At 30.3% G+C, this 24,746-nt stretch carries 25 protein-coding genes and 1 pseudogene; 6 read left to right on the plus strand and 20 right to left on the minus strand.

The annotated features are described in order from the left end of the window. The first annotated feature begins 4 nt into the window (after nucleotides 1–4). Nucleotides 5–385, plus strand: coding sequence for a large-conductance mechanosensitive channel protein MscL (mscL, locus tag ACZ5VL_RS02100; protein WP_464199474.1), 381 nt, complete (start codon nucleotides 5–7; stop codon nucleotides 383–385). Next, a complete protein-coding gene (locus ACZ5VL_RS02105; protein WP_464199475.1) occupies nucleotides 385–1,023 on the plus strand; it encodes a Crp/Fnr family transcriptional regulator in 639 nt (212 codons plus the stop codon). The genes mscL and ACZ5VL_RS02105 overlap by 1 nt, the downstream gene beginning before the upstream one ends. Here ACZ5VL_RS02105 and ACZ5VL_RS02110 read toward each other — a convergent pair. The 20 genes from ACZ5VL_RS02110 to ACZ5VL_RS02205 all read right to left on the minus strand — a co-directional run bounded on the left by ACZ5VL_RS02110 (nucleotide 1,020) and on the right by ACZ5VL_RS02205 (nucleotide 18,929). Further along, a complete protein-coding gene (locus ACZ5VL_RS02110) occupies nucleotides 1,020–2,951 on the minus strand; it encodes a transglycosylase domain-containing protein (RefSeq protein ID WP_464199477.1) in 1,932 nt (643 codons plus the stop codon). The two genes, ACZ5VL_RS02105 and ACZ5VL_RS02110, sit on opposite strands and share 4 nt — an antisense overlap. After that, a complete protein-coding gene (gene maf, locus ACZ5VL_RS02115) occupies nucleotides 2,948–3,490 on the minus strand; it encodes a septum formation inhibitor Maf (protein WP_464199479.1) in 543 nt (180 codons plus the stop codon). The genes ACZ5VL_RS02110 and maf overlap by 4 nt, the downstream gene beginning before the upstream one ends. Continuing rightward, nucleotides 3,490–3,978 (minus strand): hypothetical protein, encoded by a 489-nt coding sequence (locus ACZ5VL_RS02120; protein WP_464199481.1) that lies wholly within the window; start codon nucleotides 3,976–3,978, stop codon nucleotides 3,490–3,492. The genes maf and ACZ5VL_RS02120 overlap by 1 nt, the downstream gene beginning before the upstream one ends. Continuing rightward, a complete protein-coding gene (alaS, locus tag ACZ5VL_RS02125; protein WP_464199483.1) occupies nucleotides 3,975–6,518 on the minus strand; it encodes an alanine--tRNA ligase in 2,544 nt (847 codons plus the stop codon). Before alaS ends, ACZ5VL_RS02120 begins: the two co-directional genes overlap by 4 nt. Nucleotides 6,519–6,600: 82 nt before the next feature. Then, the gene (mrdA, locus tag ACZ5VL_RS02130) at nucleotides 6,601–8,415 is read right to left on the minus strand and encodes a penicillin-binding protein 2 (RefSeq protein WP_464199485.1); all 1,815 of its coding nucleotides are present in this window, start codon (nucleotides 8,413–8,415) and stop codon (nucleotides 6,601–6,603) included. Continuing rightward, on the minus strand, nucleotides 8,412–8,918 hold the full coding sequence (locus ACZ5VL_RS02135) for a hypothetical protein (protein WP_464199487.1): 507 nt from the start codon (nucleotides 8,916–8,918) through the stop codon (nucleotides 8,412–8,414). Before ACZ5VL_RS02135 ends, mrdA begins: the two co-directional genes overlap by 4 nt. Further along, entirely contained in the window at nucleotides 8,867–9,325 is a 459-nt protein-coding gene (locus ACZ5VL_RS02140) for an N-acetyltransferase (RefSeq protein ID WP_464199489.1), read from the minus strand. Before ACZ5VL_RS02140 ends, ACZ5VL_RS02135 begins: the two co-directional genes overlap by 52 nt. After that, entirely contained in the window at nucleotides 9,322–9,918 is a 597-nt protein-coding gene (yihA, locus tag ACZ5VL_RS02145; protein ID WP_464199491.1) for a ribosome biogenesis GTP-binding protein YihA/YsxC, read from the minus strand. The genes ACZ5VL_RS02140 and yihA overlap by 4 nt, the downstream gene beginning before the upstream one ends. After that, nucleotides 9,915–10,391 carry a lipopolysaccharide transport periplasmic protein LptA gene (gene lptA, locus ACZ5VL_RS02150; protein WP_464199493.1) on the minus strand — a complete coding sequence of 159 codons (477 nt, stop codon included), beginning with the start codon at nucleotides 10,389–10,391 and terminating at the stop codon, nucleotides 9,915–9,917. The genes yihA and lptA overlap by 4 nt, the downstream gene beginning before the upstream one ends. Further along, complete coding sequence (gene lptC / locus ACZ5VL_RS02155; RefSeq protein WP_464199495.1) at nucleotides 10,367–10,894, minus strand: LPS export ABC transporter periplasmic protein LptC; 528 nt, start codon at nucleotides 10,892–10,894, stop codon at nucleotides 10,367–10,369. The genes lptA and lptC overlap by 25 nt, the downstream gene beginning before the upstream one ends. Further along, a complete protein-coding gene (locus tag ACZ5VL_RS02160; protein WP_464199497.1) occupies nucleotides 10,888–11,370 on the minus strand; it encodes a KdsC family phosphatase in 483 nt (160 codons plus the stop codon). The genes lptC and ACZ5VL_RS02160 overlap by 7 nt, the downstream gene beginning before the upstream one ends. Next, nucleotides 11,367–11,939 (minus strand): imidazoleglycerol-phosphate dehydratase HisB, encoded by a 573-nt coding sequence (gene hisB / locus ACZ5VL_RS02165; protein WP_464199499.1) that lies wholly within the window; start codon nucleotides 11,937–11,939, stop codon nucleotides 11,367–11,369. Before hisB ends, ACZ5VL_RS02160 begins: the two co-directional genes overlap by 4 nt. Nucleotides 11,940–11,946: 7 nt before the next feature. Further along, the gene (locus tag ACZ5VL_RS02170) at nucleotides 11,947–12,711 is read right to left on the minus strand and encodes a septal ring lytic transglycosylase RlpA family protein (RefSeq protein ID WP_464199501.1); all 765 of its coding nucleotides are present in this window, start codon (nucleotides 12,709–12,711) and stop codon (nucleotides 11,947–11,949) included. After that, a complete protein-coding gene (locus ACZ5VL_RS02175) occupies nucleotides 12,698–13,921 on the minus strand; it encodes a lytic transglycosylase domain-containing protein (RefSeq protein WP_464199503.1) in 1,224 nt (407 codons plus the stop codon). The genes ACZ5VL_RS02170 and ACZ5VL_RS02175 overlap by 14 nt, the downstream gene beginning before the upstream one ends. 14 nt (nucleotides 13,922–13,935) lie before the next feature. Beyond that, nucleotides 13,936–14,724 carry a TatD family hydrolase gene (locus ACZ5VL_RS02180; protein ID WP_464199505.1) on the minus strand — a complete coding sequence of 263 codons (789 nt, stop codon included), beginning with the start codon at nucleotides 14,722–14,724 and terminating at the stop codon, nucleotides 13,936–13,938. After that, complete coding sequence (locus ACZ5VL_RS02185) at nucleotides 14,721–15,962, minus strand: diguanylate cyclase (protein ID WP_464199507.1); 1,242 nt, start codon at nucleotides 15,960–15,962, stop codon at nucleotides 14,721–14,723. Before ACZ5VL_RS02185 ends, ACZ5VL_RS02180 begins: the two co-directional genes overlap by 4 nt. Before the next feature lie 297 nt (nucleotides 15,963–16,259). Further along, nucleotides 16,260–17,138, minus strand: coding sequence for an SPL family radical SAM protein (locus ACZ5VL_RS02190; RefSeq protein WP_464199509.1), 879 nt, complete (start codon nucleotides 17,136–17,138; stop codon nucleotides 16,260–16,262). Nucleotides 17,139–17,147: 9 nt separating this feature from the next. After that, nucleotides 17,148–17,699, minus strand: coding sequence for a ClbS/DfsB family four-helix bundle protein (locus ACZ5VL_RS02195; RefSeq protein WP_464199511.1), 552 nt, complete (start codon nucleotides 17,697–17,699; stop codon nucleotides 17,148–17,150). 6 nt (nucleotides 17,700–17,705) lie between these two features. Further along, complete coding sequence (locus ACZ5VL_RS02200; RefSeq protein WP_464199513.1) at nucleotides 17,706–17,969, minus strand: zinc ribbon domain-containing protein; 264 nt, start codon at nucleotides 17,967–17,969, stop codon at nucleotides 17,706–17,708. A 60-nt stretch (nucleotides 17,970–18,029) separates the two neighbouring features. Further along, nucleotides 18,030–18,929: a helix-turn-helix transcriptional regulator gene (locus ACZ5VL_RS02205; RefSeq protein ID WP_464199515.1), complete on the minus strand. Its 900-nt coding sequence runs from the start codon at nucleotides 18,927–18,929 to the stop codon at nucleotides 18,030–18,032. Between the two features lie 226 nt (nucleotides 18,930–19,155). Between ACZ5VL_RS02205 and ACZ5VL_RS02210 the strand changes: the two genes are divergently transcribed. The 4 genes and pseudogenes from ACZ5VL_RS02210 to ACZ5VL_RS02225 all read left to right on the plus strand — a co-directional run. Further along, nucleotides 19,156–19,326 (plus strand): hypothetical protein, encoded by a 171-nt coding sequence (locus ACZ5VL_RS02210; protein WP_464199517.1) that lies wholly within the window; start codon nucleotides 19,156–19,158, stop codon nucleotides 19,324–19,326. A gap of 301 nt (nucleotides 19,327–19,627) precedes the next feature. Then, nucleotides 19,628–21,373, plus strand: coding sequence for an ABC transporter ATP-binding protein (locus tag ACZ5VL_RS02215; RefSeq protein WP_464199519.1), 1,746 nt, complete (start codon nucleotides 19,628–19,630; stop codon nucleotides 21,371–21,373). Beyond that, on the plus strand, nucleotides 21,366–23,087 hold the full coding sequence (locus ACZ5VL_RS02220) for an ABC transporter ATP-binding protein (RefSeq protein ID WP_464199521.1): 1,722 nt from the start codon (nucleotides 21,366–21,368) through the stop codon (nucleotides 23,085–23,087). The genes ACZ5VL_RS02215 and ACZ5VL_RS02220 overlap by 8 nt, the downstream gene beginning before the upstream one ends. Nucleotides 23,088–23,558: 471 nt before the next feature. Further along, nucleotides 23,559–24,729 (plus strand): annotated as a pseudogene (locus ACZ5VL_RS02225) (IS3 family transposase); the annotation flags it as partial. Between the last annotated feature and the right edge of the window lie 17 nt (nucleotides 24,730–24,746).

The raw sequence follows: 24,746 nt of genomic DNA on the forward strand, positions 1-24,746 counted from the left end.
AAAAATGAGTTTTATTAAGGAATTTAAAGAATTTGCCATGAAAGGCAATGTGGTAGACATGGCAGTTGGTGTTGTTATAGGTGCAGCATTTGGAAAAATTGTGTCATCTTTAGTTGGGGATATAATAATGCCAATAATGGGCATCTTAACTGGGGGTGTAAATTTTACACATATGCATATAGTCCTAAAAGAAGCAATAGGAAATGCGCCTGCTGTTACACTAAATTATGGCTCTTTTATACAAACTGTATTTGACTTTTTAATCATAGCATTTGCTATATTTTTGGCTATAAAAGCTATAAATAAATTTAGACAACAAAAACAAAAAGAACCAAGCGATGAAGTTGTTTTGCTTAGAGAGATTAGAGATTTACTTAAAAAATAATGCTAGAAAAAATATCTTTTTTTAAATATATTCAAAAAACAAAACTAGAAAAACTTGAAAATGTAAGTATTATTAAAAAATACAAAACTGATGATTTGCTTTTTATGGAAGGGGAGCAACCAAAATGGTTTCACTTCCTTATAAAAGGCAAAGTTCACCTATTTAAAACAAAACAAAATGGAAGCGAAATTTTTATCCACGATATTGTAGCTCCTTCATTTATAGCAGAAGTTGCAAATTTAGAAAATATTCCATACCCAGCTAGTGCTAAATTTATGTGTAATTCTGAAGTTTTAAAAATTGATTATGAGTTTTTTAAAAAAGAGTTTTTAACAGATCCTGATATTTCAATTGCTTTTATAAAATCCTTAGGCGAAAAGCTAAAAATAATGAACGAGGTAATACATAGCGAAATCATTTTAAATGCTGAAGCAAAAGTAGCAAAACAGTTAGTAGAGAATACAGAAATTTTTTCTATCCTTAAAAATGTGCAAATTGCAAAAATGCTAAATTTAACACCAGAAACACTTTCTAGAATTTTATCTAAATTTAAAAAAAGTAAATTTATAAAGATTAACAAAGATTCTATCTCGATAATAGATACAAAAGCCCTAAAAGAGCTTTATATATCATTTTAAAATATCAAACCTTCATTTTCTTGCATTTGTAAATTATCCATTTGAGATGAATTTGGAAGAGGAGATTTATCTGTATAAAAACTCTCTTTACCCTGATACATCATGCTTTTTACACCATCTGGCTTTATAAATTTAGTCTGCATATCTGGATTTAACTCCTTGTAATCTTGGACAAATTTTTGAAACACAGGTGCTGATGTTCTTGCCCCACCCTCAACTCTTTTCATAGGAGTATTGTTATCATTACCATACCAAACAAGCACTACAAGCTCTGGAGAAAAGCCGCAAAACCAAGCATCTATATTGTTATTTGTAGTTCCAGTCTTTCCAGCTATTTGCACTCCATCAACTTTAGCTCTTCTACCAGTTCCTTCATTTACAACAGTTTGGAGCATATCGACCATTAGGTAAGTTTGCTCAGGCTCCATAACAAATTCTCTTTTTGAATCATAAATTTGAGTTATACCAAATTTGTTTGTAACTTTTCTAATAAGCTTTGGCTCAACCATTTCACCAAAATTTGGAAATATCGAATAAAACTTAGCAAATTCTAATGGAGACATTCCAAAGCTACCAAGTGCAATTGAAAGATCTTGTGTTATTCCTTTAAAGCCAATATCTTTGAGTTTTTTATAAGCTATATCAAGACCTATTTGATTTAACAAATTTATAGTTGCAAGATTTCTTGAATCTCTTAAAGCTTCTTTTAATGTTATAAAGCCCTTATATTTATCTCCAAAATTTCTAGGTATCCAATCTTCTCCAGCATTTGCATTTTCAAATACTCTTGCCACATCGGCAATCTTACTCATAGGAGAATAACCTAAATTTAAAGCTATTTGATATATAAAAGGTTTAAAGCTAGAGCCTAACTGTCTTGCAGTTTGAGTAACACGGTTATAGCTACTTTTATTGTAATCAACACCACCAACAAGAGCAAGTATATCGCCACTTTGTGGATGAGTTGCTATAATGGCACCATTTAAAACCGTACTATTTGCATCCTTATCTCTTTTTAAAATTTCATTATAACCAAACTTAAGAGCCTCAACCGCTTTTTCTTGAAGTTTTAAATCAATGCTAGTTTGTATAATATAACCACCGGTTTTAATATCTGCAAAATATGAAGACGCCTCTTTTATAATCTCATCTACAACATAAGGAGCTTTGTTTCTACTAAGAGTATCATCATAAACCACTGGCTCTTCTGCTATGGCTATTTCATACTCATTTTTATTTATCCATCCCAAATCATTCATTCTACCAACTACACTGTTCGCACGAGAAAGAGCTAAATCTAGATGTTTTGTAGGATCATATGCACTTGGAGCTTTTGGCATACCAACTAGCATAGCAATCTCTTTTAATGTTAATTCATCTAAAGTTTTTCTAAAATAACCATTTGCAGCAGTTTTGATACCATAATACCCATGTCCAAAATACACATGATTTAAGTATCTTTCTAAAATTTCCTCTTTTGTTAATTTACTTTCTACCTCATAAGCAAGTACTGCTTCTTTAATCTTTCTTATAAGCTTTTTTTCTGGACTAAGAGCTACATTTTTTATTAGTTGCTGAGTTATAGTAGAAGCTCCTTCTACTAGCTTCATAGCTTTTAAGTCTTTTACTAATGCTCTAAAAATAGCTTCTATATTTATACCCTCATGCTCGAAAAATGCCGTATCTTCTATCGCAACAAGAGCTTCTATGATTTTACCTGGAATATCTTTATATGGTACATATAGTCTATTTTCATCATCAAAAATATTTGCTATAAGCTCACCATTTCTATCATAAACTTGAGTTGTAAGTCTTGGATTATAATCAATTATATTATATGCCTCAAAATGTATATCACTATATAGTTTTCCAACAAAAATAGCTATAGCAATAAAACAAATAAACAAAAAACTAAAAATATATTTCATAAAAATGCCTTTAAAATTTCCACACAAAGACCCCTTGCGTTACTTAAATATCCAGAGTAATCTTTGATATATTTTTTATTAAATCCCTCTATCATCATAGCACCTGCTTTTCCTCGCCATTTATTGCTTTGCAAATACTCATTTATATCATCTTTTTTAAAATCATAAAATCTAAATTTAGTCTCATTTACACTAATTATTTCAAAATTTTCACCACAAAATAGCATTGCACTAAAAACACTTGTAATGTTTCCACTTTGCTCAAGTAGCATTTCCCTAGCTTCATTCTCATTCTTTGCTTTACCAAAAGTTTTGCCATTAACGCTAACTATACTATCTGCAAACAAAATATTTTTTGCACTTAAATTTGCTTCTATAAATTCTTTTTGTTTAGATTTTACAACTTCTAGGACATACTTATAAGGACTATGGTCTTTAAAAACGTCTTCTTTAAAATTAAGCTTAATCTGATTAAACTCAATTCCATTTTCTTTTAAAATTTCAGCCCTTGTTTGAGAAGATGATACAAGTGTTAACATCAAAAATTCCTAAAATTTATTCCCAAAAAAATCGAGAAGCACAGACAAACGATATTTAGTGGTATAAAATAACGTAAAATGATTACTAAATTTTCTCTCGCTTCTAAAAAGTCTTGATTTTTTTTAGCATCTCTTGCTTTTTTATATCTAAATCCCATATAAACTGTATTTATAGAAACAAAAAGAAAAACTGCAATCTTGGTACAAATAATCGCTTCTAACATAGGGTCTGCCATTTTTATTACATTTTTTTCCATCAATATAGACCCACTTATAAAAATGAGCAACATTGAAGAAATCAAAATCACAGCAAGTCTATTTATAGAAGCAAAAATAAAGTCTATATTATCTTCGCTTACAACAATTCTTTTAAAAACAAATCTAGCCATAAGGCATGCATTTATGTTAGCTCCCAATAATATAGCAACTCCTAAAATGTGCAAAAAAGGAACTAAATTTTCTATTTTGGCAAAAGCTATATCTATCAACCTAATTTCTCTTTTATAAATTTTTTTGCATATTCATATGCTTCGTCCAATTTGGAAATATCTTTTCCACCTGCAGTTGCAAAGTCATCACGACCTCCACCTCCGCCTCCTAAAATTTGAGCTACATTCTTAACGAGCTCTCCTGCCTTTATAGGAGCATTTTTCACACCCGCTGCTATATTTATTTTTTCATCTTTTTTGTTTCCAAGTAAGATTACCACTTTTTCATGCTGGTTTTTTATCTCATCTATTTTTTCTTTTATATCACCATCAAATTCACTTACTATAACTTTTATATCGTTTACATAAGCTACTTCTAAAGCACTTGAATTTGCAATGGAATTCATTTTACTTTTAAGAGCTTTTATCTCATATTTTTGCTTTTCAATAGCAACTAACGGGGATGTTGATTTTAAAGCCTCGCATATGTCCATATAGTCTTTTCTTAATTTCTTTACAAACTCTAAAGCACTTTTTGAACAAATAGCTTCTATTCTTCTAACTCCTGCACTTACGCCACTTTCTTTGACTATTAAAAACATTCCAATTTCATTAATATTTTTAACATGTGTTCCTCCACAAAGCTCTTTACTAAACTCTCCCATACTAAGCACTCTTACTTTTTGATCATATTTTTCACCAAAAAGGGCCATGGCTCCAGTTTTTTTAGCATCTTCTATATCCATTATCTGAGTTTTTACTTCACTTCCAGAAGCTATGACAGAGTTTACCATATCTTCAACTTGTCTTATCTCGTCACTACTCATGGCTTTTGGATGTGAAAAGTCAAATCTAAGTCTAGTGGCTTCAACACTGCTTCCAGCTTGTGCAACATGATTTCCCAAAACCTTTTTTAGTGCAGCATGAAGAAGATGCGTTGCACTGTGATGCCTTGCTATTTCATCTCTTATATCATCAATCTTGCACTCTGCTATATCACCTGTTTTTAATCTATCTCCAACTTTTACCAAACTCAAGTTTAATCCAAAGAATTTTTGAGTTTCTACAACTGTATTTTTCGTATTTATAGTTCCGATATCTCCACACTGTCCGCCACTTTGCGCATAAAATGGAGTTTCTTTAAGCATAGCCCAGCCACTTGTATTAGAATCTAGTTCTTTTACGAGTTTAAAATTTTCATCAAGTAAAGCTAAAATCTCAGTTTTATTTTCTTTGGTTTCGTAGCCAACAAAGTTATTTGGCCCAAATTTCTCAAGTAAGGTTTTAAAATCTCCACTTTCAGTAACTTTATCGCCACTTCCTTTCCAACTAGCTTTAGCTTTTTTTCTTTGCTCGCTCATAAGCTCATCAAATTTTTTTTCATCGACACTTATATGCTTTTCTCTTAGCATATCTACAGTAAGATCTAATGGAAAGCCGTAAGTATCGTATAGCTTAAATGCAATTTCACCACTAAAAATATCTTTTGTATTTTTAAGCTCATCGTTAAATAGCTCAAGTCCAGATGCTATAGTTGAAAGAAATCTCTCTTCTTCAAGCTTTATTTGTTCTTTTACGATTTCTTTTTTATCTTTTAGATATAAATAATGTTCACCCATCAATGAAACAACAATATCTACAAGCTTATACATAAAAGGCTCTTTTATACCAAGAAGGTACCCATGCCTTAAAGCTCTTCTCATGATACGTCTTAAGACATATCCTCTACCTTCTTTATCAAAATTTACGCCTTGTGCAAGTAAAAACACAACTGATCTTATATGATCACTTATAACCCGGTAACTTGCACCACTTTTGTACTCATATTTTTTACCACAAAGTACTGCAACTTCATTTATAATAGGCATAAATATAGATGTGTCATAGTTACTAAATACACCCTCTTTTATAGCTGTAATTCTTTCTAGTCCCATGCCAGTATCAATACTTGGTTTTGGCAAAGGCTTTAAAGAGCCATCAGATGAACGCTCAAACTGCATAAAAACAAGATTCCAAATCTCTAAAAATCTATCACCATCACCACCCATATAATCTTCATCTGTATTAAAATGCTCTGTGCCTTGATCATAAAAAATCTCACTACATGGTCCGCATGGCCCAGTTTCACCCATAGCCCAGAAATTATCTTTATCTCCAAATTTATAAATTCTTTCTTTTTGTATATATTGTGACCAAATTTCATAAGCTTCATCATCTTTTTCATGAACAGTTACATAAAGTTTATCTTTTGAAAGTTTTAAAATCTCGGTTATAAACTCCCATGCATATGGGATAGCTTCTTTTTTAAAGTATTCTCCAAAACTAAAATTTCCTAGCATTTCAAAAAAAGTATGGTGTCTTGCAGTATAACCTACATTATCTAAATCGTTATGTTTACCGCCCGCTCTTATACATGTTTGACAACTTGTACGTATCGGCGGATTTGGCCTAGGAACTTCGCCTGTAAATATGCTTTTAAATGGCACCATTCCTGCATTTGTAAAAAGAAGTGTTGCATCATCTGGCACAAGAGGCGAACTTGGTATTACCTCATGCCCTTTGTTTGTAAAATAATCCAAAAATTCTTTTCTGATATCCATATTTTTTCCTAAAAAATTATATTAAAGCTTATTATTTTACACTAAAATTTGTTTTAATCAGATAAAACTTAGAAATTTAAGATTATTTTTTTTGATTTTTCTTTAAAAATTGTTGATCTATATAACCCATTTCTATTAGTTTATTAAAAATTTTAACAGTTATTGGTCCAGCTGCCCTACCGCCACTTTGACCATGTTCTACCAATACAATTACTGCGTATTTTGGATTTTCATATGGACCAAAGCTAGCCATCCAAGCATGAGAACGCTGATAATACTCCATATCAGCTTCTTTCATACGAACTTTTTCGCTTTGAGAAATACCTACAACTTGTGCTGTTCCTGTTTTACTTCCTATAGTTACATTACTTTCTGATAAAACCCTAAGAGCTGTTCCACCCTCACTATTTGCAACATCTTTCATTGCCTTTTTTATATATGCTAAATTTTGTATCCTATTTGGATCTATAAAAAAATCACTTGGAGTAAATTCGGCTTTTTTATCGTTTATAGAATCTAAAAAATGCGGAGTAAGGTTTTTATTGGTAGCAAGAGCACCTATATATTTTGCCATCTGCATAGGAGTTACTAGAAAACTTCCTTGTCCAATAGAAGTAATGAGAGTATCACCTTGATACCAAGGTTCTCCAGTTTTTTGTTTTTTCCAGCTTCTGCTTGGCACTGTTCCAACAAATTCATTTGGCAAATCGACATTTGTTTTGTATCCAAATCCAAATTTCTCATACATTGGAATCATAGCATCAATACCCACCTTAAAACTTCCTTTATAAAAATAATCGTCACAGCTGTTTTTTATAGCATCGTTTAAATTCATAAATCCATGCCCTATTTTTTTCCAACATCTAAATTTTCGACCTCCAAGCTCAAAACTGCCACTACAAAAAAACCCATCTTCTTTACTCATTTTTCCGCTATCTAAAAACGCCATAGCAGATGCCATTTTTATAGTTGATGCTGGTGGATAAAGTCCGTTTACAAGTTTGTTTGTAAATGGATGATCTAGACTATTTACTATCTCGTTCCACTGTTCATAACTAATACCAGTAACAAAAGGATTTAAATCATACTCAGGAAAACTTATAGCAGATAATATAGAGCCGTCAGTTAAATCCATCACGACTATCGCTCCAGCTCTGTGCTCAAAATTTTCATAAATATACTTTTGTAAATCAAGATCTATTGTAAGTTTTATATCCTGACTTCTTGGTTTTGTATATGAAATTTCTTCTACTTCTTTGTTTAGTGCTGTAACTTTTGTTTTTCTTTCTCCGCTTATACCTTGTAAAATGGAATTATAATATCTTTCAACCCCACTTCTTCCAGTATAATTAGTTAATTTTGTCATAGGATCATTATTATAATCATCCAAATTTGCCCTGCCAACATATCCTATAACGTGCGATGCTACATTATCGTTTGGATAATGTCTTTTAGAAGCTGGTTTTATTAATAAATTTTCTCTTAATATAAGTTTTGCGAAATTAGGTAACATTGCTTCATAATCTATAAAATCAACTACTTCAATAAAATCTTGATTGTAAGGTGAATCATTTTTTTGATAATCTTTTTTGATTTTTGTTGCATTTAAATCCTTAAATAAAGAAACCACATTAGATATCTCTTCATTTAAAATTTCTTCTTTATTGCTCATGTGAGGTTTTATTGATATAGAAAAACCAAGTCTATTGACAGCTAGCGGTCTTCCTTTTACATCATAAATATTTCCCCTAACTGGAGCAATTAATTCTGTTTTAACAGCATTTTGTTCTGCTATTTCTTCATAATATTTATTCGATTTTATAGAAAGATAATATATTCTTGTTAATAAAATTATCCAAAATATGGTTATAAAACCAAAAATCAACCTCATTCTCATAAAATTTTCTCGCGAAATAATAGTATTGAGATAAGTGATTCAACGGTCATAAAAATTAAGAACTCTCTATCAAAATGAAAAAACTCATCGCTATTTTGCATATAAACAAAAAGTTGATTTATTAAAAATACAGATATATATGCACTTATAGTAATAATAATTAAAACAAAAAATCTATATTTCATATTGACAAGTAGCCAATCTAAAAAAAAGTTATAAAAAAGCAAAAATGCTATCAAAATCGAGAATAAATAAAATCCATGAATTTGTTCTATGAAAAATAGATAAGCTATACAAACATACCAATCTTTATTAAAACCCCCAAGTGTTTTTTCTTTTTTTAAAAGTATTATTATCATATAACAAAAAACCACACCTATAAGTGGTGGAAGAGGCATTATAACTGTAAAAATTTGATATATAAAAAGCGTTAAAACGCTAATTGCATATTTTATACTTGATAAATAAGAGCTATTTCGTCGCATATAGGAAAATGTTTGCATTTGATACAATCAGCCCAAATTTTTTGCATAGGAATTTCTGATTTGTCTATAATTTTAAAACCTAAATTTATAAAAAACTTATCTCTGTAAGTAAGAGTTATGACATCTTTAATGCCATAAAATTTTGCCTCTTCAAGAAGTTTTTTTACTATTTCGCTTCCAACACCTTTATTTCTATAATCTTTTGACACAACCAAACTTCTTACTTCTGCCAAAAAATCACTATGTATATGAAGAGCTGCATGGCCTGTTAATTTTTCACTATAAAAAGCAACTGTATATGATCTGATATTTGTGGCAACCTCATCACTATTTCTTGGAAGTATAGTGCCCTTTTCAACTTCATTTTTTATAAGCTCTTGCATACTAGAAATATCTTTTAAAGTGGCTTTTTTGTATGTTATCATAAACCAAAACTCCTATTTATGATAATTTCTCTAGCTTCATTTATACCACTATTTTTTAAAACAGATACAAGATGCGCATCTTTATCTTGCTTTAGAATCATACTTCTTTCGCTTTGATTTAGTTTATCGCATTTTGTATAAATCGTTATAACTTCTTGGTCAGCTCTTTTAAATTCGTTTATATAATTTTTTAAATTTACATCAGATTCTAATCCAATATGCCTAGAGTCCACAAGATGTATAAAAAGTCTTATGGATGTCCTGAATTTAAGAAATTTATCTAAGTTTTTTTTCCAAATTTCTTGTTCACTTTTGGATACCTTAGCATAACCAAAACCAGGTAAATCCACAAATATCAGATCAAACTTACCATCATCTTTTATAAAAGATATGTCAAAAAAATTGATAAGGCGAGTTTTACCAGGAGTTGAAGAGCTTTTTGCAAGAGATTTCATATCGGCAATCGCATTTATAAGACTACTTTTACCTACATTTGAACGACCCAAAAAAACAACTTCACTTATGGCAAACTCTGGAGAATTATCTAAATTTGGTGAAGAAGTAATAAATTTAGCATTAGCTACTTTTATCACTTTTTATCCTCAACTTGAAAAATCATCCTAACTGGTTTTTTATCCTTGCTTTGAACTTGATAAGTTCCACTTATCTGATTTACCTCTATAACATTGCCATAAACTTTTTTATCAGTTTCTTCTTCGTGTAAGAACGCATTACCCGTCATTATATAAATTTGTTTTTGAGGTATATATGTTAGCTCATCAGCATTTCCATTATAGTGTTTTTCATTAACCAAAACTTTAAATTTTGCATTTCCATTTGCCACATATTTTGTTGGCTCTTTTTTGTCATTAAATGTTATTCTTACATTATCTGCCCACAAAGTATCATAAGATCCCTTTTTAACAACAACATTTCCTTTTAAATCACTATAAAGATTTTTTTCATCTGCGAAAAAATTATCTGCAGTAACTTCAACTTGCTCAGCAAATAAAACTGAAGAAAACATAAGAAGAAAGAAAACTATTTTGATTCTATATCTACCCATGAATGAACACCTTTTGCATAAATTTGCTTATTTTTTGTATCGTATTTTACACTTTTACCTATAATTTTATCCTTATTTTGTGTAGCAACAAAATCAGTATCGCTTCTTAAGGTAGCATTTTTGATATCATAAATAATTTCTTGCGATGAAAAATCTAAATTATCACTATTTTCATAAAAGGCATTTTTTTTAAAAATAATTTCATTTTTTTTGTAAATTCCCTCATCAGAACGAAGATTGTGAATAGTATTATCACCTCTATAAAATTTACCTTTGAATTCATAGAAGTAATCACCCTCTCCAATCCTAAGAGCATTTTTTGCCTCATAATACCCATTTGTACCATTAACATTTATTTCATAGTTTTTTATACCATTCATCTGCATATCAGCAATATTAACATCTATTTTAGAAATTTGACTTAAGTATGGGCTTTGAAAAGCAATAACTGCCATAGAAACACTAAAAAGAGCTATAACAAAATAAAATATTTTTATTACCAAACTTTTTTCCAATCTTCAAAAATGTCATTTTCTCTCATAAGAATTTCTATCATCTCTCTTACTGCGCCGTTTCCACCATTTTTACTTAATTTAGTCTGAACATCTACATCAAGAGTCGCATCATTTGGCTTAAAACTTCTTTTAACTTTATTTAATAAAATTTGATCATTATAATCATCACCTATAGCAGCAGCATGTTCAAAATCTAAATTTTCTTTTTCTAAAATTTCCTGTGCTGTTTTAAGTTTATCCTTAACGCCTTGAAAAACATAAGATATCTTTAAGTCTTTTGCTCTTTCTTCAACTCTTTGTGAATTTCTTTTGGTTATGATTGCTACTTTTTTACCAAGTTTTAACCAACCTTCTATTCCAAAACCATCTTTTACATCAAATTCTTTTATCTCTCCATTTGGAGAGTAAATTATCTTTCCATCTGTTAAACAACCATCAACATCTAAAAAAATAATCTCTATCATAAAACACCTTTTGTGCTAGGAATTTCTACCCTATCATTTTTACAAAGAGCTCTTCTTAATGCAACTGCAACAGCTTTAAAAGTAGCTTCGATAATATGGTGAGCGTTATTTCCTCTTAGTTTTATTATATGTAAATTCATACTAGCATTTAAACTTAATGCTCTAAAAAACTCACTTACTAGCTCTATATCAAACTCTCCAACTTTACCACTATCTATATTATCATAGACTATATAAAATCTATTGCAAAGATCTATTGCCACACTAACAGCTGCTTCATCCATTGTAACTACACTATCGCCAAATCTCTCAACGCCATGCAAAGGATAAATGGTTTGTTTAATACATTCGCCTAATAAAATTCCTACATCTTCTACGCTATGATGAAAATCTACATCCAAATCTCCAATTGACTTAATTTTCAAATCAAACAATGAATGCTTTGCAAAAGAACTTAACATATGATCAAAAAAACCTATGCCTGTATCTATTTCGTATTTACCACTTCCATAAATTTCAAGCTCTATACTTATATCTGTTTCTTTTGTTTTTCTTGATTTTTTTATCATTTTTACTCTATTCTCTAACTATAAATGCTCCATCTATTTTACCAGATTGAGCGTAATCTCTTGCCTCATCTTCGCTTCTAAATCCAGTTAAGAATACCCTATGAATAGGTTTGTTATCTAGTCTATAAGTTTTTACAACTGTTTTATATCCGTCAGATCCATGATAATTCTTCTCATAGATTCTTGCGCCATCTATATTTCTAAATGCTCCTATTTGAACCATGAAAGTTCCGCCAGCATATGTTACTGGAGTTGGAGTTGATGTCGAATTAATAGCACCATTAAATCCTATAACCTGAACTTTAACTGGAGCAGTGCCGGTTCCTATTAGGTTTATTTTATTTGCCGCACTTTTTGAAAGATCTATTATTCTATCTTGAACAAAAGGACCTCTATCATTTATCCTAACTATAACTTCTTTAGAGTTGTTTAGATTTGTAACTTTTACAACTGTATTCATTGGAAGAGTTTTATGAGCTGCAGTTAAGCCATGCATATCATAAATCTCGCCATTTGATGTTTTTTTGCCATGAAAATCTGGACCATACCAGCTTGCTATTCCACTTGCTATATCTCCAACATTTACAACTGTTGGATAATATGTTTTACCATTTACTTTATAAGGTCTCATGGTGGCACTATGCATACTTGGAGAATTTATGATAATTCCATTATCATTTCTTGATGGAGAGACTATAGGCGCACCTAAAGAACAGCCACTAAACACCAAACATACAAATGCACTTATAAGTGAATATTTATGGTATAACAATTTTTTCTCCAATGCGTAAATTTGCATTTGTCATATTATTTGCACTTTTTAAATTTGCTACGCTGACAGAAAATTTCTTGGCTATTCCAGATAGCGTATCACCTTGCTCTATAATATAATCTTTTTTTATTTGCTCTTTTGAGATTTTAATAGAGCTAACATTTGGAATAAAAAGTTCTTGATTTAAAGCCAATTTATCTGATTTTAAAGAGTTTAATTCTTTTATAGTAGCAGAATCTGTGCCAAATTTATTTGCAATATGTCCTAATGTATCACCATTTTTTACTATATAAATATTTTTTTTGATCTGTTTTTTTGGATCAAAATTATTAGCAAACAACCCTTGCTTATTTGCTGGTATATAAACATAGTAATTTTTTGTATTTGGTGGTGTCATATCTTGCTTTAGGTGGGGATTATAAACTTTAATCTTATTTAAACTAAGGCCGATGCTATCGCTAATTTGACCTAATTGAGTTCCACCGGGTACAACCACCTTTGTAACATTTATTTTATTTGGCCTATTTAGCAATGCAGAGTTATTTGATATTATAAAATCATTATCCTCTGCTATGTATGTGGCTGAAAGAATTTTTCTTACAAATGTTCTAGTTTCTAATGGTATATATTTTTTTTGTGGATCAAGCAAAGTAGATAAATCATTTGTTCCAGCCGCGTTTATAGCCCTTGCAAGCCTTCCTTCGCCGCAGTTATAAGCCATTATAGCTAAATACCATTTGCCAAATTTTCCCTTTAAGTCTTTAAGGTAAGAAATAGCAGCTTTTGTAGAAGCTATAGGATCTTTTCTTTCATCTACATATTTATCAATCTTTAAACCATAAAGTCTTGCGGTTTCTTGCATAAATTGCCACATACCAACCGCACTTGCATTTGATTTAGCATGATTTGAAAGCCCTGATTCTATCATAGCAAGATATAAAAAAGCGTGTGGGATATCGGCATCATCTATGATTTTCTTAAGCATTGGTATATAACTATATCCGTCTTGAATTGTGTCTATAAATTCTTTTTTGTCGCTTGTTGTAATATTTTCTTTAATAGATAAAAAAATTGGGTCGCTTGCATATCTTGTATCAATATCAAGTTCTCTAAGAACTTTGATTTGACTTGTATAGCTATTTTTTGCTGTATAACCAAATAGCTGGGTCGTAAAAATAAAACATAATAGTATTGCCACTACGTTTTTCATGATTCTCCTTATACTTATACTACACTATTTAATTCTTTAAATAGTTCTTTTGAATTTTTAGTTGTAATTTCTTCTATATCGTTTACATCCATATTTAAAATTTCAGCCATTTTATTTGCTACATATTTTGTATAAACTGGCTCGTTTCTACTTCCCCTATAGGGTTCTGGCGTCAAATATGGCGCATCTGTTTCTATCAATAAATTTTCAAGCGGAATCTCGCTTAAAATCCCAACCAAATTTTTAGCATTTTTAAATGTTAAAACGCCACCTATTCCAAAATATACCCCGTATTTAGCCAATGATAGCAAAAGTGGGGAGGCATTAAAACAGTGTAAAACTACTTTTTTTAAACTAACTTTGTATTGTAGCAAAGTTTTGTAAATATCCTCATTGGCCTCTCTTGCATGAATAATTAAAGGCTTGTCTAATTCTAAAGAAAGCTCTATTTGTTCCCTAAAACACTTCATTTGAGAAGATTTAATCTCTTCTTTTTCTTGCTCGTTTTTTGATAGCCTAAAATAATCCAAACCACATTCACCAATAGCTATGCATTTACTATCTGTCAAAAAATCTCTTAAAATTTTAATATCAAAATTATCTATATGGTATGGATGAACACCAGCAGCAAAAAAAATATTTTCATACTTATGAGCTATGTTTCTAGCCTTTGGAAGATCTTGTAAATCTGCCCCTGGTATAATTATACTTTTTATTCCATTATCAACTGCTCTTTTTATAACGCAATCCAAATCTTCATCAAAAGAGCTATCGTCTAAATGACAATGGGTATCTATTATCATACCATTTCTACCCTATTTCTACCGCCATCTTTAGCTCTATATAAAGCCTCATCTGCCTTATTTATAAGCTCATCTATATCCAATTCTTCATCATTAGTACAAAAACCTATAGATACAGTATATCTTACCTCATGATCTTTAATTTTCACAACTTGAGATGCAACAACTGCACGAATTTTTACAAATATTTTAGCCGCATCTTCTTGAGTAATGTCTTTTAAAACAACGCAAAATTCTTCTCCACCAAATCTTGCTAACAAATCGCTTCCTTTTGTATTGTCTAAAAGCACATTTGCTAAATTTTTTATAACTAAATCTCCGCCATCATGACCATAAGTATCATTTACTTTTTTAAAATGGTCAATATCTATCATCGCTACACAAAAATTTTGGAGTGGAAAATCTCTTCTGTATGTTTCCATATTATTATAAAAATATCTTCTATTAAAAAGGCCAGTTAAAAAATCTTTATGTGCTAAATCTAAAATTTTATATACATTTTCTATATTATCAAGGTTATTATTTATCCTACAAATAAGTTCATCTTTACTAAAAGGTTTTGTTATAAAATCATTTACTCCACGCTTAAGAAAATCTGATGCGACATTACTATCGGATGTTAGGGCTATTATTATAAGTGAATTTTTATCATGTTTTTCTCTAAGGTTTTTAGTAAGTTCCATTCCATCCATAACAGGCATATTATAATCAGTTAAAACCATTTTAATATCTGGATTTGTCTCAAAATATCCTATTGCCTCTTCACCATGAGCTGCTGCATAAACTTTAAAAAGCTGAGAAGTCAATATAGCTTTGATAGAATTTCTAGTTGGTATAGAATCCTCAACTACCATAACTTTATACTGTCTATTTCTATAAAGTCTATTTACTACCTCAAAAATATAATCTACATTGTGTTTATCACCCTTAAAAACATAGTCAACTATATTTTTTTCTATAAAAGCTTTTTTAGTTTGTTCATCAGTGCTACCAGTTAAAACAATAACCAAAATACCTTTTGAAATAGCATAATCAACTATCTCTCCATTTGGTGCATCTGGCAAATTTAAATCAAGTAAGGCAAGAAAATAGTTATCGTTTTCTTCTATAAGCTCTTTTGCTTCAGCAAAATCATAAGCAACATCTACGCCTAAATTAACGCTATTTTGCATTTTTCTAGCAATAAGTTTAGCCAAAGTTTTATTATCATCAACTATAAGAATTTTTTCACCATTCATACATAACTCTCTTGTTTTAAAATAATATAATTTAATATTTTAACATCTTTTTATATTTTTAAACTTAAAAAATTTATAACCAAGATAATACAATATTACTAAAAGCAAGTTTTGCAAAACTATATCTCTTCCCAAGCTCATTATCTAGTTTATAAGTTTATAAGTTTATAGTTGTATTTATCTTATCTAAACTCTTTTGGGTTTTCTTAGCTAGTTTTATAACTTCATTGGCAATAACTACAAGAGATGTTTGAGATAGTTCATTTTGCAACTTTTATAAGTATGCAATTCCTTTAGTCAGATTTCATTAAATAAACTAAACTGCTTTGAACTTTCCTTCCTTTCAAATGCATTGAGATAATTAAATATAATGTCGTTGTCATGAACTATATTATTGTGTTCACAGAATTCATGAAATAAGCTCATTAACTTTCTACTGTTTTTGCTATTTGCTATATAATTATTTCCATAGTCTCTTATGTATTGCTCTTTTAGCTTTGGAAATTTTTTATCTAACTGCAAATAAAAAAATTCTCTGTTTCCCTCTCTAAGTGTAAGCCCCATACCAAAGCATATTATTCCAAATACTTTTGCTTCCTTGCAATAATTTAAAATGCCAATAATGCTTTCTTTTGTATCGTTAATAAACGGCAGTATAGGAGTTAGCCAAACTACTGTTGGTATTCTCTCATCACGCAAAATTTTTAATGTCTCAACTCTTTCTTTTGTTGTTGAAACATGAGGTTCTATCTTTTTGCAAAGTTCTTCATCATAAGTCGTTAGTGTCATTTGAATTACACATTTTGTTTTTGAATTTATTTCTTTGAATAAATCCAAGTCTCTTAAAACATTATCTGACTTTGTCATAAGGGTTAGACCAAAACCATATCTATTTATAAGTTCAAGAGCTTTTCTTGTGTAATTTAGTCTTAATTCTTCATGAATATATGGATCAGTCATAGAACCTAAGCCTATCATACATTTTTTTCGCTTTCGCTTTAAACTTTCTTCTAAAAGGCTGATCCCATTTTCTTTTACTTCTATATCTTCAAATTCATGGCTCATCTGATAGCATTTACTTCTTGAGTCGCAATAAATACATCCATGAGTGCAGCCTCTAAATAAATTTATTCCATTCTTTGAAGAAAGTATTCCTTTTACTTTTGCAAAATGCACTTTACTGTCCTATTCTGATTTTCTTGACTTACAATTTTTCTTATGGGCCTTTAACTTTTTCATAGCCCAAACATAATGACTTGCGGTTGCACTTACAAAGTACGAACCAAGTGTACTTCCCGCTGTCCATGCATAGACGCCTTTGGAAAACAATTCTTCGCTCGTAAATTTTTGAACTAATTTTAATACATTAATATGAGATTTATTAAACAGGTTTATAGCTTCCTTAAGAGAAGTTTTTTGATGTTTCTTCCAAAATTCTACATTCATATCTCCATAAGTTTTCCAATTATATGGTTCAGGCAAAAATGGTTTTTCTTCTCCCTTTTGATTGGAATGTACCCAGTTCAAAATAAGTTGATGCCATTCATAGAGATGGATTAAAACATCTCTTAAGTTTTTATCTCTTTCCCAATGAGCTTCTTTTTTCTTTTCATCTTTTGAAAAATCAAAAGGTGTATTTAACTCTTTCTCAGTCATATTTGAAATAAGCAAATTTAACTTTTCATAATTTTCCTTAGCAGCAGTTATTAAATCATTTTTTGTCGTTGCTCTTGGCATAGCACTTTACTCCTTCCATCTTTTTAGAGTTGGGAAAAACTCCATCATCATTTTTCTTGCACTATCTTCATTCATATCTTTATTGGCTTCAACCACATGAGGAACACATATCTCAATCATTTCTTCCATTGTACCTTTGAAAGTAAATTCGCCTTTCTCAAAGCAATATTTACAATAATCTTCATTTACGCTTCCATCCGAATTTGTCCCATAAAGATATGTTCCCTCTTCTATAGGCATAGCACAACACCGACAATACTTCTTATCCATTTTTTATTCCTCCTATCTTTATTTAAGATAATTATACCTCATTATACTTGACACCATTTGTCATGTTATATATTTTTCTGCCATCTTATTTATCATTTTTTTGATTTGCATTCTAACTTCTTCAGGTTCCAATACTTCTACCCCATCTCCAAATGAAAAAATATAGTTATATAAGTTATAGTCATTCGGTATTTCTATTTCAGTATATAAATTTCCATCATTATCTTCTGTAATTTCTCCGTTTAATTCATCATATACTCGAAAGGCAACTTTACGATCAAACTTAACTTTTATATGTACTGTATTCTCATATGGCATTTCTTTTTTGAGTATCACATCTTCAAAGCTATCGTCAAAATTTTCAGTATGAATTTCTAAATTCTTTATCCGGGACAATTTGAAATATCTAAAATCATTTCTAAGCAAACACAAGGCATATAGATACCAATCCTGACTCTTGAAAAGTAATCTCACAGGCTTAACACTTCTGCTTGTTTTTTCTCTAGTGCTACTAAAATATGAAAATGAAATAATATTTTTATTTAAAATAGCAGATTTAATATCATTAAATGTTCTTTTATACAGCTTATTGTTTTGCCAATTATTAAAATCAACTTCTATCCAATTAGTGCTTTTTATTTTAAAGAGTGCGGAAAGTTTTGTAAGAAGCTCGTTTTCACATTGTTTTGTCGTAGTATTTATTCCTTGAAGAGCAGACATAATTTGTTGTTTCTCATTTTCAGACAGTAGTGATTTATTAAGCACAAAATCTTTGGCAATTTCTATTCCACCACCTTTTCCTTGCAACGCATAGATAGGAATACCAGCACTGCTAATAGAGTCAATATCTCGATAAATTGTTCTAACCGATACCCCAAATTTATCTGCAAGCTCGTTTGCCGTAACTTTTTCTTTTTCTAAAATGTAATATAGTATCCCAAATAATCTATTATCTTTCATTGTCTTAACATCTCCTATATTCATTATAACACATCTTAAAAACAGGCGTCTATGTAATTAGATCAAAATATAGATCGTAACCTAATTGATAATGATTATTGACAAATTGGCTTAGGTTATGCTATCATATTCATGGGTAAAATAGTCGATAAGAAAAAAAGAGGGAAGACATCAAATTTAGGAAGTTACAAAAGTACCATTTTGAAAAAGGTATGAAAATAATACCATGGACGAAATCATAGAGAAATCTGGTATACCAACAAGTGTAGTTTATCATTATTACAAAAGTATTTATGACATTATGTCTGATGGTTTAGATTATGCAGATGAAACACTAGGGAATTTAACTAAGAATTTTGATGGGTTTGTTCAATATCCATTAGTGGGTTTTAAATGATAATGATTTCAAGGTACTGTTTTCGATACTTTTACAATGCATTGCAAGGAATGAAGAATTAAGAAAATAGATAGTGAATTAAATTTCAAATTCATAGATATCATGCATAAAGATTTTGGGGATAATGGCTATTCTTGATTATGTGTTTTAGTTTTTTACTACACACGCTTATGTTGGTATAGATATGAGTCTTTTGTTCAGTCGAGGCTAAGGCGTTATTTTAAAAATAAAAGCTTTATTAAGTAAATGATTATATCTTAATCTAAAAAAATAATAAGAGATTAAAAACAAGGATAAGCTAATGAAAGTATATAAAAAGCTTTTCAAATATATGCCCAATGATCTGGGAAGTGGATATATGGCAATAATCGTGTCGGCTATTTCGGCTGTACTTATGGTATATGGTTACTATTTAATATATCAATTTTTAAGAGAAGTTATTATTGTTTCTGATTTTGAACAGGCAAGACATTATGCGATGCAAATTGTTTTATATTTGACAATTAGTGCGATACTATATTTTATCGCTGGACTTTTATCACATAAATTTGCATTTAGACTAGAAACTGTTTTAAGAAAAAAAGGAATAGATGGACTACTGAATTCAAGTTTCAGATTCTTCGATTTAAATTCTTCGGGTTATGTTAGAAAAACAATTGATGACAATGCCACAAAAACACATACAGCTGTAGCACATATGCTTCCTGATAATTCACAAGCTGTTTTAGTTCCATTATTATCTGTTATTCTTTCATTTATTATTAGTTATAGAGTTGGGATAATCATTTTATTGTTAACTGTAGTATGCGCATTCATACTAAAAGGAATGATGGGAAATGGTGAGTTTATGAAGTTATACCAATCATCTCTGGATAAGCTTAGTTCTGAAACGGTTGAATATATAAGAGGAATGCAAGTTGTTAAAATTTTTGGAACGAAGCTACAGTCTTTTAAGGTATTGTATAAGGCAATTACAGACTACTCCAAGTATTCCTATAATTATACAATTAGCTGCAAAAAAGCATATGTTATCTATCAGTGGATTTTTTTAGGATTAATTGCTATTTTAGCCATACCGCTAAGCTTCTTTTTAACAGGATTAAATGCCCCTAAGACCATTGCAGTTGAACTGATTATGATTTTGTTTTTAAGCGGTATAATTATGGTTTCCTTCATGAAAATCATGTGGGCAAGCATGAATCTTTTTAATGCAAATTACGCAGTTGATAGTCTGGAAGAATTATATAACAAGATGCAAGAAGATAAACTTACTTATGGCAAAAGAGATGTTTTTGATCATTTTGACATAGAGTTTGATCATGTTACGTTTTCTTATAAGAACAACAAAGTTCTTGATGATATGTCTTTTTATCTTGATGAAGGAAAAAGTTATGCTTTAGTAGGACATTCAGGGTCTGGAAAGTCAACCATAGCCAAGCTCTTGTCTGGATTTTATAAGGTTGACAAAGGCGCTATTAAAATTGGCGGGTATCCGCTAGAAACCTACAGCAAAGAAGCGATTATAAAGGCTATTTCATTTGTCTTTCAAGATAGCAAGCTATTTAAAAGATCCATTTATGAAAATGTGGCACTGGCAAATCGAGATGCCACTAGGGAAGAAGTTAAAAATGCAATGAAATTAGCTGGATGTGATGAAATAATAGCTAAGTTTAAGGATAGAGAAAATACCATTATAGGATCTAAAGGTATATATCTTTCTGGAGGAGAAAAGCAGAGAATTGCAATCGCTAGAGCAATTCTTAAAAAATCAAATATTGTCATCATGGATGAAGCCAGTGCTTCTATTGATGCAGAAAATGAATATGAACTGCAAAAAGCCTTTAAGAATCTTATGAAAGATAAAACCGTGATTATGATAGCCCACAGATTAAGCAGCATTCAATCAGTTGATGAAATACTTGTGTTAGAGAATGGCCAAATCGTTGAACGGGGAGATGGCAATTATCTTCTGGAAAATAAAGGATTATATAGCAGACTCTTTAAGCTTTATAAAAGCGCAAATGATTGGAGGGTAGTCAATGACTAATTATTATAAAAAGCGTTTTTGTTTGACCGATCAAGGCGCAAAAAATCTTGTAAAGGCTACATGGTCTTGTTTTTTATCCTTTTGCGTTAATATGCTACCAGTATTTATACTTATGACTCTTGTCGACCAATTGGTTTTCAATAATATAAAAAGCTTGTCTTTTTATATTATTGCTTCAGTTATAACGCTTATTTTAATGTATTTTGTTTTATCGAAGGAATATGTAAATTTGTATAAAGCAACCTATAAGGAGTCCGCCAATTTAAGAATTGATATTTCAGAGACGCTATCAGAACTACCTATTGAGTATTTCTCCAAACATGATTTATCCGATCTTTCTCAGACCATTATGGCTGATGTTGAAAGAATAGAGCATGCTATGAGTCATTCCATACCAAAGGTTATAGGAATGTGGATATTCTTCCCACTTATGGGCATAATTATGCTAATAGGAAATTGGAAAATGGGACTTGCTACAATCATTCCAACACTAATTAGCTTTCTATCTTTCCCATTGGCAAAGAAGAATCGAATAAGTGAAAACAATAAATATTATAGTGTATTAAGAGATACTTCAGAAAGTTTTCAGGAAACCATTGAATTACAGCAGGAAATCAGTAGCTTTAATTTATCAGAAGAAATGAAGCAAAGTCTTTATAAACAAATGGAAGAAAGCGAAAAGATTCATTTAAAAGTTGAAGCGGGATCAGTTATTCTTATGGGAATATCCTCTCTTTTTTCTTTCATAAGTGTTGCAGTAGTTATTATAGTCGGCATTGCATTAATGCTTAAAAATGAAATAACACTTCTTTATTTGCTTGGATATATCATTGGGGCAATCAAAATTAAAGAACTATTTGATATCTCAAAAGAGGGAACAATGGAAATGTACTATATTGATCCAGCAATTCAACGTATTAGAGAGATTAAAGAAACTGTTTTACAAGAGGGTAAGGATGCTCAAATCTCTAATTACGATATTGAATTTAAAAACGTATCATTTGCCTACGACAAGGACACGCAAGTACTACATGACATTAGTTTTTTAGCAAAGCAAGGTGAGATAACAGCACTTGTTGGTACTTCAGGATCTGGGAAAACATCCATACTACGACTAATTTCTAGACTATATGATTATGATGACGGAAACATATTAGTTGGAGGAAAAGATATTAAGAGTATTTCTACTGATTCACTATTTAAACAAGTATCCATTGTGTTTCAAGATGTTACTTTATTTAACACCACTATTCTTGAAAATATCAGACTTGGGAAAATCACAGCAACAGACGAAGAAGTGAAGTATGCCGCGAAGTTAGCAAATTGTATGGACTTTATCGATCGCTTACCAAATGGATTTGATACCGTAATTGGAGAAAATGGTGCTGAACTTTCAGGCGGAGAAAGGCAGCGTCTTTCTATTGCCAGAGCATTTCTTAAAAATACTCCCATCTTGATATTAGACGAAATTTCAGCGAGTTTAGATGTGGATAACGAGCAAAAAATACAACAAAGCTTAATTGAACTTATTAAAAATAAGACGGTTATTATCATATCACATAGACTAAAATCCATAGAGAATGTAGATAATATTGTAGTAATTGATAATGGATATGTAGAACAAACCGGAAGTCATAATGAGCTCATTAAAAATTCAAATGTATATAGAAATCTTTTGGAAAAAACACAATTAGCCGAGAGTTTCAGCTATTGATAGGAGACATAAAATGGCTAAAAATTTACAAAGAAAAGATTTGATTACAATTTGCATTTACACGGCAATATATTTTGCTATTATGTTAGCGGTCATAACTCCTATTATGCAAATTCTGATGCCAGCCCCTATAGTCTTATGCAAAGAAATACCTTTATGATGATATGTAATAAAGTACAAAAAATAGTAGAATTTTGATTATTGGAGCAATTACTGTTTTTATATATTATTCAACTAGTTTTGCTATTGGTTGCATATTGATTGGAATAGTTAGATATATAACAAAATATAAAAATTTTATAGTTTGCACTATTTTCTATTGGGATGATTGGCTTGCTTTTACTATACTGCCACCACTCACCTAGACAAAATTTATTAAACATACCTTCTTAAAATGATATAATTTATCTAAGATTTTATGATAAATTATTTGACAAATTTAAAGAATAATATGTGAGTAAAAAATGAAATACTTACAGTACTGAGTTTAAAACTAAAGTTGTTCTTGAACTTCTATCTGACAATCACACCATAGCACAGCTTGCTAGCAAATAGATATTAGCGGTGCAACCAAAGCCTACAAAGATGAAATAAATACTCTTAAGGAAGAGAATGAAGCTTTGGCTAAAACTCTAGGTAAAACAACTATTGAAAGGGATTGGACAGTAAAAAAGCTAAAGAGCTTGGACTCATTAAGTAAACAAAGTCTTGTATCATCTAAGCTAGAATCATCAATGCAAACAGATCAAAGTAAGATAGAGAATTAAAATTGAACGATGAGAGCAATCAAAATAGTATAAAATGCTTACAAAACATAAAACCAACAAATCTACAAAAGAGCCATCTATTCTCAAGCAGTGTAAACTGCTTGACATAAACCGTTCTAGTCTTTACTACAAACCAGTGCCCATAAAAGATAGCGACCAAGCCATCATAAAAAGAATAGATGAAATTTATACTACTATATCGTCAACTTACAGATATAGGTTCATGCATAAAAAGCTTCTTGAAGATGGATATATTTTAGAAGTTAATAAAACACAGACTTATGCAAAAGATGTACTTACAAGCAATATTTCCAAAAAGAAAAAGACATAATGGTTGCTTGTTAGAAAATAAAATATATCCATATCTACTTAAAGAGTTAGATATAAACAAAATCAATCAAGTATGGTGTGGATATAACATACATTCCAATTAAAGGTGGACATATGTATCTAGCTGCAATACTTGATTGGTATAGCAAAGCTGTTTTATCGTATAAGTTATCAAATACCATGGATATACTCTTAGTTACAAGCACTCTACAAGAAGCCATAAATAAATATGGCAAACCAGGAATCTTTAAGACTGATTAAGAAAGTCAGTATACAAACTTACAACGCACTAGTTTACTTAAAAAGCATAACATTAAGATTTCTACGAATGGTAAAGTAGATCAATTGATAATATAGCCATAGAGAGATTCTTTAGAACTTTAAAATATGATAAAATTTATCTAAACGAATACAAATCTATAAAAGAGTTAAAAGATGGAATTGATAGATACATAAATTTTTATAATAATGAGAGATTTCACTCATCATTAAGGTATAATAAACCTATTAGTGTTTATCTTAAAAAAGATGTAAAAAGTGCCTGAAACAAAAAAAGACACTT

This window comes from Campylobacter sp. GTC17093, from assembly GCF_055397635.1.